Source organism: Aliibacillus thermotolerans, from assembly GCF_027853235.1.
Classification (GTDB): domain Bacteria; phylum Bacillota; class Bacilli; order Bacillales; family Marinococcaceae; genus Aliibacillus; species Aliibacillus thermotolerans.
This window is the reverse complement of the sequence record NZ_WKJG01000022.1, coordinates 20,293-31,211: the sequence shown is the minus strand read 5'-3', so window position 1 is coordinate 31,211 and position 10,919 is coordinate 20,293. Positions and strand designations below refer to the sequence as shown.

The window sequence follows — 10,919 nt, the reverse complement described above, 5'->3', positions numbered from 1 at the left end:
AGGTCCTCTGTCTATTAGAATTTTCCTATTTTACAAAATTCTGCAAAAACAATTATACAAACCAACGATTTCCGTGTCAATTGTCGTTGGCTAGGAAACTGTTGGAAAATATTAAACTTCCCTTGCCATCTCTACCAATGTTTAGACAGCTCATATCCAGAAGTCTACAACATTTTACGTGAGATTGCTAGTATTTCCATAGTAATTTTACAATAATTTTGCACGACATTACTAAGGTTACCAGAGTGCGGTTGTTTGTTCCATATGTTTCCCATCCCTTTCTTATTGAAACATATTTTTCTGCGTATTGTAAGGCTTTTCTGCTTTTGTAATCAAAATGTTAAATTGCTAAGGAAAATGAGAAACATACGGGCAACTTTCCCATATTTACACATATTTTTATCCTTTTATTTCCTATCTTTCATAATTTATGCCAACAAAAAAGAAGCAGGAATTTTTTACCCGCTTCTCATTGTATTCCACGATTGGATGACTATGACAACTATTTTTTAAGAAGGTTATTCGGTGATGATCTCTTCTTCTTCGTCTTCCTCATCTTCCCTTTCTTCCATCTTCTCTCTTTCAATCTCTTTGATTTTTTCTTCCATAAATTGTTCCAAATCACCTGTGACGTGATTATGGTCATCATACCGCACGTAAATGATTTCATTAAAACGAACGAGATCTCCGAGCAATTCCATCGTAAAGGTAAAGCGTGTATCGTACCCGACCATATACATCGTTTCGGTATCAATGTATGCAACCATTTCAATGCGATCGAGTTCAATGGAATTGAGCGTTTCTTCCGTTAATACACCTTCTTCCGCAATTCCGAGGCGGCGTAATTTTTTCTCCGCCAGCGCAATATGACGGTCATCCGTTCCTTTAAATGAAACGTGGTACAAGTCGTTCTCTTCTTTCATTAAAAACTCTTCTTCAAAATCGAGAAAGAATTCAAGGGTGTGGGTCGGTCGTGCTTTCATTAACACCGATTCCGCACTCGTATTGTATTCTTCCCAAGTCGTCTCGCCATTTTCACGAATGGTCACATCATCACCGTTGACGCGAATGTGTAAGTCTAACGGCTCACTGACATCGACGACATTCATTTCCGTTTCCATATACGCTTTGAACGGTGTTTGATAAGTAACAACCCCCCGCGTAAAGGAACTTACTTGATCTTCTCCCACCTGCAACTGACTGGATTCGGTAAAATAGACGCTATCTAATTGTTCCATCTTCGCAATTGACGATTTATACACTTCTTCCGGCAACATATCTTGCCCGCAAGAAGTCAAAATAAGTGCCGTCATTCCTAAAAGACAAGATCCTGTCCATCTTCTTAGTTTTTTCATGCGCATAATTCTCCTATATATGGAAAGTCATTGAGTATTTCTAACACCCGTTATATTCTATCGTTCTCCAATGGAATTGACAATGATCTCATGGGCTGGATATTGGAAGAAGTGCTTTTTTCGTTCCGGGAGTGTGTGAGTGAACGCTCAATTATGATAAAACTTTTTCAGGATTGACAAGGGATACGACGTGTGTTCGTGTCACAAATCAGTCATGTCTCACGAACGTCATTTATTCCACAGTATACGTCGCTAATTTCAGCCGCTCCAACCTTGACTCTAGGGTGTTGCCCCCAAAGAATAGGTCTTTCGTATCATTTCTTTTGGAATGCACTTCCTTTATTACAAAATGGTTACAAAGTTTTACATCTTTTATTGTTGAAATGATGCGTTTTTTTGCTCTTTATTTCTTCTATTGTTATAAAACAAGGGAAATATTGTTGCATTTTGTCTCTATCTTGTTACATAACTGTAACCTAAAAACATAGATATACGTGCTAGACTATGAATTGTGTGTGACAGCACTACAATTTCACAGAAAAATATATGTTATTTTACATATTTTTATAAGAATCGAATGATAGAAATGTTGAGAGGAGAGAGAAAATGTGCTGAAGAAAAATTTAATAACAGCCGTGAGCTTTGTTTTGTTGTTCACAATGCTTGTTTTTCCGACACAAGCCTCTGCCGGTTCGACAGCAGATGCGGTGATCGCGGAAGCAAAAAAGCATATGGGAACACCCTACCGATACGGGGGAACGACACCGAGTGGATTTGATTGTTCGGGGTTTATCCGTTATGTGTTTAATAAAAACGGAATTAGCCTTCCAAGAACAGCAGCCCAACAATACGGTGTAGGAGAACCTGTTTCGAAATCTGAACTGCAAAAAGGAGATATTGTCTTTTTCTCCCACGGATCCGGCCGGATTAACCATAATGGGATATACATAGGAGACGGAAAGTTTATTCATTCGGCCACATCCAAAGGGATTTCCATTTCAAGCGTGAATGATCCTTATTACTGGGGAAAACGTTATGTAGGTGCAAAACGGGTCATTGACGAACCGAAAGAAGAAGTAAAATCAGAACAAATCAAGCTGGAGCCTCTTCCAGCCGGAGAGTATCATGACGTAGATGAAGATTTCTGGGCTTACGAAAGCATTACAGAACTTGGCACAGAAGGAATTGTCTCCGGAAATGAAGTTAGCTTGTTTGAACCGAACGAAGGAATTAAACGTGCTGACGTAGCGGAATATTTAACAAAAGCACTTGACTTACCAATTAAAGGACAGAGCACACCATTTAGCGACGTAGATTACTCCCACCCACAATCTGAATATGTACGAGCTGTCAGTGACGCCGGCTTGATTAACGGAAACAGCAGTGGGGAATTCATGCCGGATGAAACGATGTCGCGCCAACAAATGGCTGTTATTTTCTACCGTGCTTTCGAGCTGGAAGACGAAACATATGATGGAACGTTCGTTGATGTAGACGAAGATCATCGTTACTACAAACATATTTACGCCCTTGCAGGAAGCGGCATTGCTTCCGGTAACAAAGACGGAGAATTTGAACCAGGACGGGAAACATCTCGCGCTCACTTCACTGTATTTTTGGAAAGAGCGTTAAACCGCTAATGTTTTTGACTCGCCATAATGGCGGGTCTTTTTTTATTTGTTCCACACCGTGTAAAAAGGCGTTCCTTTTTCAATGCACTGGATTTATTTATTACAAAGGAGGTGTGGTGTCGAAACCACTTTTTCTACCAGTTGAAAGTGAGCGCGCAAGGACGGGGCGTCCGTATTCTTATCTTTCCCGTTTCCATTCCTTTTAAACATTTTTTTAATAAAGAAAATGTGAATGTTTTTTGACGAAAGTGGAAGTGATTTTTAGAGGGACGATCACGCAAAACCGCTACTTAAAAGGATTTGTTTCATCGTCTCCTTGTCGTCTCGTGTTTTAGCGCGAAAACATCCTCTACCCGTTTTCAAGAAGCTCGTGCGACGATGCACACTTGAAATATTGCTAGGAATAATTGGTGATAATTCTCGTAATCTATGATACTTTTAAAGAGAGTCTATATATAGAAAGGGACATGCATATGGGGAAAAAATGGGTGGTCGGAATTGTGTTGGCTTTTTTGCTGTCGATTCCGGCGCCGACGCTTTTGGCAGAAGAGATTTCTACATATTTAATCGGTTTTGAAGATGAAGTGGAAGAAGAACTGCTGCAGGAGTCAGAGGGAGTGGTACTCGAGACTTGGGATGAGGCAAACGTCGTTGCACTGAAAATATCAGAAGATCGGGCCGATTGGCTTCGGCAGCAGGAGGAAGTAGCATTTGTGGAAGCCGATGAAACGATCGCGGTTGAAACACCTCCACTTCCGGCGTTCCAACAATCGCAGGCGGAATGGCGCAATTGGGGGATTGACCATATCGGTGCGACAGAAGCGTGGGAGTACGGTATTCACGGAGATGGAGTGAGTGTGGCAGTGATTGATTCAGGTATTGATACTTCTCACCCTTCTCTTGATGTAAAAGGCGGATATTCGTCTGTTTCCTATACCGATGATTACGATGATGATCATGGACACGGGACACATGTTGCCGGCATTATTGCTGCGAATCACCCAAGTGTTGGACTGATGGGAGTTGCCCCCAATGTTGATTTGTATGCAGTAAAAGTGTTGGATCATAACGGTTTTGCAACATTAACGGCGATTTTACGTGGGGTACAATGGGCAATGGATGAAGAGATGGACATCATTAATATGAGTTTAGGTACGTTAACGGATTCGGAAGCGATGAAAAGGTTGTTAGAAACAGCAACGGAGGAAGGGATTGTCGTTGTGGCAGCGGTTGGTAATCGCGGCGAATCTGCGGAAGGGACTTCGGACCGAATTGAGTTTCCGGCGCGTTACGATACGACGATTGGCGTCGGAGCAGTGGATGAAAACAACGAACGTGCCTCTTTTTCTGCTTCCGGTCAAGCGGTGGAGTTCGTTGCACCCGGGGTAGATATTGTCAGTACGTTTAAAGAGCGCACGTATGGGCCGTTAAGCGGCACGTCGATGGCAGCTCCTTTTGTCTCAGGCGCTTTTGCACTGTTGATGGATGCTTATCCGGATCTTTCCCCCGATGAGTTGAAAACGATGCTCATCGATGAAGTGATTGACTTAGGAGAGCCGGGTCGGGATCCTCGCTACGGCTACGGACTACTGCAGCTTCCTGATATGAGTGAAGCACCGGGAAGGGAAGACCGGAATGAAAATGAACGAGAAGAACCGGACGAAACGCCAATTGAAGAAGATATTGATGATGATTTAATTGGGGACGACCCGATCATCGAGGATAAAATTTTGATCTCCTTAACAACAGACATTGAAACGGATGAAGACGGAACTCCGAAAGTGACGTTGACTTGGGAAGCGTCTGAGGCACTCCATGAATCGCACGAATTTCACCTCTACCGAAACGATGAGCAAATTGCTCGCTTTACTGATGATGAAACGTTCTATACCGATGATGAGGTAGAAGCGGATACGTACACGTACACGCTCGTCGTTGTCGATGACCAAGGAAGAGAGTATGGAACGAGTGACAAAGTGGAAGTGGATCTTACGTCTTTCGAAGAAGAACTATCTTTTACTTGGCCGGAAAAAATCGCGAACCCACCACAATTTGCGGATATTGCGGATGATTTTTGGGCAAAAGAAGCAATTGATGAATTATCCGCTCGCGGAATTATTAACGGTCGTGACGGTCACTTTTATCCGAATGAAGCCATCCGACGCGGCCAAATCGTTGCGATCATGGGACGATTATTTGACTGGGATGACAAGGATACAATGACGCATTTTACGGATGTTCCCCGGGATTATTTCAGTGCCGGCTATATTCAAGCGGCAGTGGAAAAAGGAATTATTTCCGGATACAACGACAACACGTTCCGTCCGAATGATGCTGTCACCCGAGGCCAAATGGCGCAAATCATCGGACGTGCATTTGACATACCTACCGATGATTTGGAGTTGGACACCGCGCCTTTCTCTGATGTGACGGAAGAAACAACCGGATACGAAGAGATTGTCTACTTCGCTAAACATGGTATTATTCACGGATATCAGGACGGTACTTTTCAACCGAACAACACATTAACGCGCGCCCAATTTGCGCAAATCGTCTATACGTTAGGGCAACATGTAGAAGCTGAGACAAAACTTCAGTAATGAGTGGGTCTCTCTTTCGTTATGAGACCATTTATTTATCATATAGATGGAAAAAGTGTCGCATGACCAGTTCATACGACACTTTTTTCGTTCAATTTCAGCAGGAGTGGTCGCATGAAGACTGAAATTGGAAATATTTTGGCGATTTGAAGCGCTTTTATGATTCATGCGACAAATGACGCTTTAAAAAAGAAGATGAATCGTCCCATAAACGTTTCATACGACGATTCATTTTGTAAAACAGCGATGAAGCGGTCGTATGAAAGTTAGAGATGGAAGAAATTAGGGTATACATAGAACTCATCATGTGTCATACGACCATTTATTACGGGAACGATGCCATGAAGTGTCGCATAAAAGGTCCATGCGACTACATTTCGCTTAAAACTCCCCTCGAACGGTCTCATGACGGGGAAGTTTTCTCTTGCATCCTGCTTACCTCCTGAGAATAGCGTTTGAATTTTTGGACTCGCGTTTTTCCGAATCCAGCGGTAAATGACTCCATCATAGAAAAATGGTTTCAAGTATAGTTAGATGAATGAGTAACCACTCGTTTATTTTTGAAAAACGATGTTCATAATGAAAGAACGTCATTGCTTATTCACCTATATCCCCCATTCCCCCCTCGATAAAATATTATCAGGTGATTATTGCATGAAGAAACAAACGCTTGGTAAATATGTGTACGAAAAAAGGTTGCAAAATAACTATTCGCTTCGTGATTTAGGGGATATTACCGGTCTGAGCTATTCATACATCCACTCGATTGAAAAAGATAAAGTCATTCCGTCCCGAGAAGTCATTTTACAACTTGCGGAAGGATTAAAAGGAGCCCTTCCGGATGAAATGTTACGGCTCGGGGGACTATTACCTGAAAACGAGAAAGAAAAAAAGGATTTGCGCATCGATCGCGAACTTTTTACGAAACGTTTGCGAGAATCCATTGAAAAAAGCGGTTGGAGTATCGATGCCCTTTCTGTCAAAACAGGAATTGACGCCCATTTCATCGAACGGTGGCAAAAAGAGTATCCGTACGAAACATCCCGGGATACCGTGCCAAACTTAATCCAGCTGTATAAATTAGCCAATGCCCTTGAAGTCACACCCGATTATTTAGTAGGCTACACCGATCATCCGGAAGATTACCATCCGGCAGCACCACGCCCGAAAAATTTACGCCACATTTTAGCAACAGAAACACTGATGTTCGACCACATTCCCTTAGACGACAAAGACAAAGAAAAATTAACGAAAATTATCTACGCCGTTTTTGGAGACACAACGGAAGAAGAAAAATAGCTATCCTTTCTTCCAAAAGGAAAAAACTCGCCTAAGAGCGAGTTTTTCATTGGTGACAATCGTTTATGGCATGCTTCCAACTCTTCTGCTGTGCTGGAAACAAGCCATAGACGCTGCTTGGATCGTTTTCAAACGTATGAACCGCTTGGAAACGTGCCATAAACCATTCATGGCATGCTTTCGCGTCTTATTTTCTGCTGGAAGCAAGTTATAAACGGTTTATGAATCGTTTCCACTCTTCATTTCGTCCTGAAAACACGCCGAAAGTAGTGTATGAAATGCTTCCACTGCTTTTTTCATCCTGAAGTCATGCCATATCTATTTCATGAAATGCTTCCACAAATTTTTTCTTTCTGAAACCGTGCCATATCTGTTTCATGAGGTGCTTCCACGCCTCATTTGTTGCTGGAGACGAGCCATCTACCCTCATGCATCGCTTCCAACTCTTCTGCTGTGCTGAAACGATACCATAAAGCGCCCTTGTGTACTGCGATCAAACAACCTCGTCGAAGTGTTTCGACGAGGTTGTACCGTTAAAAATATCTTTTAGCTCCGAGGTAGCGTTCGCTCCAGTAGCTCGTGTTTAAATTCGCAATGGTTACGCCGGTGGATGTGCCCGCGTGGATGAATTCGTTGTTTCCGATATAAATGCCGGCGTGGGAGGGACCGCTTTGGTATGTTTCGAAAAAGACGATGTCCCCGACTTGAGGGGTTTGAACAGATGTGCCGTGGTCGTAGATGCCAGCGACAGTCCGTGGAAGAGAGATTCCGTTTTGACCGAAGACGAATTGTAAAAAGCCGCTGCAGTCAAAGCCGGATGTGGTCGTCCCTCCCCAGACGTAAGGCGTGCCGATATGTTCGGCAGCGTCTGCAATTAAGTTTGTTACGTTAATATTTTTGTTTGCGGAAGGCTGTTTCGTTTCTTCTTTTTTTGGTGGTTCGCCATAAATGGCCTGTTCTAATGCTTGTTTTGTTTGGGGGCCGGCGATACCGTCAACCGTTAATCCGTATTGTTGTTGAAAAGAGCGAACGGCGTTTTCGGTCACTTCCCCGTACACGCCCGTTGGCTCCATTTTCATCAATCCTAGTTGCTTCAATTGGCTTTGGAGGGTGCGAACGTCATTTCCTTGGGCACCAAAGCGAAGAATGCCATTCGTATTTGGTTGCTTCTTTTCTATAGACTCCACTTTTGAGGAGGCTTGTTTTAATTGATTGAACGTTTTCGGACCGGCAATGCCGTCAACGGTTAATTGATGATCTCGCTGAAAAGCGCGGACTGCTTTTTCTGTTTGTGGTCCGAAGATACCGGTGATTTCCATGTGATAATATCCTGCATCTTTTAACTGTTGTTGGAGTTGAGACACTTGATTGTTTTGATCTCCCCGTTCCAATACTTTAAAAGTAGCGGATGAAATCCCTTCCGGTGGATCTACGACGACTTGTCCGGATAATGCACTTTTTAAAGCCGCAAAAGTTTTTGGTCCTGCGATGCCGTCAACAACCAATTGATGGCTCCGTTGAAAGTTGCGCACTGCTTCCCGTGTTTGGCGACCATAATAGCCGGTTTTTTCTCCGCGGAAAAAGCCGAGCTGTGCCAGTTGCCGTTGTAATTCTTTCACTTCTTCACTTTCTTCTCCAAGACGCAAAATGGTCGAGCCTCCGAGAGTGACGCGTGCTTCTTCCGTACTGCTCGCTCTCACTTCCGGCTCTTTTGTCTCTCCGCCAAAGAGCATCGCAAAAGTTTTTGGTCCTGCGATGCCATCAGGGATTAATTGATGATCTCGTTGAAAATCGCGCACTGCCCTTTTCGTATGTTCCCCGTAATAACCTGTTATTTCTCCGTATGTATAATATCCTTTGTCTTTTAACAGGCTTTGCAATTCTTTCACATCTTCACTTTGCATGGACGGATACAGCGTATCGTCTCCTAAAGCGGCGTCTGCCACAAGAGGCACGGTCAAAACAGCTCCGGTAACCGCAGTAGACGTTACAACAACTTTTCGTAACGTAGTTGTCGACTTTTCCACATAAGCTCCCTCCCTTATCTTCCCACAGCGTCAAAAATCAGTGTATGATTTTATTATAACGAGTACGGGACAACTGTCGATATATTTCTTTTATTTTATACCATAGAAGGCTCGCCTTAGTGACATTTCCCTTTTATATCCAACAAAAATTGTTTACATTGCTTTCCTGCAATCGGTTTACTGTAAAAATAGCCTTGGGCATAATCACAACCTTCTGATTTCAAAAAATTTTGTTGTTCTTCCGTTTCAATCCCTTCACAGACTACTTCAAAGCCCAATACTTTCGCCAAATTTAATATAAAGCGGACAATGGCTGCGTCTTTATCTTTTCCGTTGCTGTGGCGAACGAATGATTGGTCAATTTTTAATACATCAATCGGAAATCGTTTCAACTGTCCCATGGAAGAATAACCGGTGCCAAAGTCATCTAAAGAAATTAAAATACCAATCTCGCGCAAGTGTTCGAGTTTTCGAAAAGAGCGCTCGACGTTTAAAATGTTAATATTTTCACTAATTTCTAATGATAATAGTTGCGGTGGGAGTCCTGTTTTTTCCAGCGTTTGAAGGACGACCTTTTCAAATTCTTCACTTTCAAAGAAAGGTTTGGAGACGTTGACGGAGACGATTAAGTCATCAAAACCTTCTTTTCGCCACGCTTGTGTTTCCCGACACGCTTCTTCTAATACCCATTTATCGATATGTTTAATTAATCCTGCCTCTTCCGCTACATCTAAAAAATGAAATGGCGTTAACACTCCTTTTGTTGGATGGTTCCAACGCACGAGTGCCTCTACCCCGTACGGTTGCTCATTATGAAGATTCATTTGCACTTGATAATACACTTCAAATTCATTTCGATTTAATGCTTGACGTAACTCGTTTTCTATAGTAATCTTGGAAAGAGTTTCCACTCGAAACTCGTCTTGAAAGAGCGAAAAAGAATTGCAACCATCTTCTTTTGCGCGGTACATGGCGTAATCTGCGTTTTGGACGAGACTTTCTACGTCTGTCCCGTGTTCGGGATAAAGACTCCCTCCTATGGATGCGGTGATTCGCACTTCTCTGTCCCCGATTTCTACCGGTTGGCTGACGTTATCAAATATTTGCGTTAAGATCGGTTTTAATTTGTGTATCGAAGTGACGGGCTCCAAAATGATCGTGAATTCATCTCCACCAAAACGACTGACAAGCCCGCGATCACAGACGGCATTCTCGAGCCTTTTTCCGATCATCTTTAACAATTGATCTCCGTAGAAATGTCCGATGGAATTGTTTACGTTTTTAAAACGGTCCAGATCTAAAAATAACAAAGCGGTAACTTTGTCCTCTTTTTTTGCTTTTTCCAATAGATTGCTCGCATGTTCCGTAAAATAGTTGTAGTTCGGCAATCCCGTTAAGTTGTCACGATATGCCATTTCTTTCATTCTCTCGTGCTTTTGGATTGTACTTGTGACATCTCGTGTAAAGGCGATGTAGAAACTATTTTCCGGAGTGTCTTTTTTAATATGCGTAATCGTTAAAGAAGACCAAAACTCTTGTCCATTTTTCCGCTGATTTAATAGACGTCCGGTCCATGTTCCTTCTTTCTCTAGCGTTTCCCACATCATGTCGTACATTGCTCGCGGTGTCTTTCCCGAAGCGACGTAGTTCGGGTTTTTGTCAAGTAATTCTTCCTTCGTGTAACCGGTAATTTTTTCATAGGCAGGATTGACCCAAATAATCCGTTGCCGGTCGTCCGTGACGATGAGACCATCATTCATGTGGTCGAACAATTTCATGAGATTTTCTTTGTCGCTAATAAATTGGTGAAATTTCTCGTTATGTGTCATTTTCTTCTCCGTGTTAATTACACGTCCCCCCTCTTAAATTAGGAGTCTACCTCATTTTACCTTATTTTTCTCCTTCTGCCTATATCTATGTCATTTTTCTCTATTGACACGGTGATTTTGCCATATAAGGTCGATTGTCTTAATTTTGTTTTTTCAAAGATTTTTAGAAGGCTTTTTC

At 42.5% G+C, this 10,919-nt stretch carries 6 protein-coding genes; 3 read left to right on the top strand and 3 right to left on the bottom strand.

Annotation, left to right across the window (positions count from 1 at the left end; genetic code table 11):
* Nucleotides 1-518: 518 nt before the first annotated feature.
* Nucleotides 519-1,355, bottom strand: coding sequence for a DUF6612 family protein (locus GJS40_RS01655; protein ID WP_270895617.1), 837 nt, complete (start codon nucleotides 1,353-1,355; stop codon nucleotides 519-521).
* Between the two features lie 608 nt (nucleotides 1,356-1,963).
* Here GJS40_RS01655 and GJS40_RS01650 point away from each other — a divergent pair.
* The 3 genes from GJS40_RS01650 to GJS40_RS01640 all read left to right on the top strand — a co-directional run bounded on the left by GJS40_RS01650 (nucleotide 1,964) and on the right by GJS40_RS01640 (nucleotide 6,885).
* The gene (locus GJS40_RS01650; RefSeq protein WP_270895615.1) at nucleotides 1,964-2,995 is read left to right on the top strand and encodes a C40 family peptidase; all 1,032 of its coding nucleotides are present in this window, start codon (nucleotides 1,964-1,966) and stop codon (nucleotides 2,993-2,995) included.
* 464 nt (nucleotides 2,996-3,459) lie between these two features.
* Nucleotides 3,460-5,586, top strand: a complete 2,127-nt coding sequence (locus tag GJS40_RS01645; protein WP_270895614.1) for a S8 family peptidase — start codon at nucleotides 3,460-3,462, stop codon at nucleotides 5,584-5,586.
* Between the two features lie 654 nt (nucleotides 5,587-6,240).
* Entirely contained in the window at nucleotides 6,241-6,885 is a 645-nt protein-coding gene (locus GJS40_RS01640) for a helix-turn-helix domain-containing protein (protein WP_270895613.1), read from the top strand.
* A 533-nt stretch (nucleotides 6,886-7,418) separates the two neighbouring features.
* Here the strand turns inward: GJS40_RS01640 and GJS40_RS01635 are convergent.
* Together GJS40_RS01635 and GJS40_RS01630 are read right to left on the bottom strand one after the other, a co-directional pair.
* Complete coding sequence (locus tag GJS40_RS01635) at nucleotides 7,419-8,912, bottom strand: C40 family peptidase (protein ID WP_270895612.1); 1,494 nt, start codon at nucleotides 8,910-8,912, stop codon at nucleotides 7,419-7,421.
* A gap of 116 nt (nucleotides 8,913-9,028) precedes the next feature.
* A complete protein-coding gene (locus tag GJS40_RS01630) occupies nucleotides 9,029-10,741 on the bottom strand; it encodes a putative bifunctional diguanylate cyclase/phosphodiesterase (RefSeq protein WP_270895611.1) in 1,713 nt (570 codons plus the stop codon).
* Nucleotides 10,742-10,919 lie beyond the last annotated feature (178 nt).

Bases quoted from the DNA above. Each gene is read 5' to 3' on its own strand.
- GJS40_RS01655 (WP_270895617.1), bottom strand. From the start codon at position 1,355: ATGAAAAAACTAAGAAGATGGACAGGATCTTGTCTTTTAGGAATGACG.
- GJS40_RS01645 (WP_270895614.1), top strand. From the start codon at position 3,460: ATGGGGAAAAAATGGGTGGTCGGAATTGTGTTGGCTTTTTTGCTGTCG.
- GJS40_RS01640 (WP_270895613.1), top strand. From the start codon at position 6,241: ATGAAGAAACAAACGCTTGGTAAATATGTGTACGAAAAAAGGTTGCAA.
- GJS40_RS01630 (WP_270895611.1), bottom strand. From the start codon at position 10,741: ATGACACATAACGAGAAATTTCACCAATTTATTAGCGACAAAGAAAAT.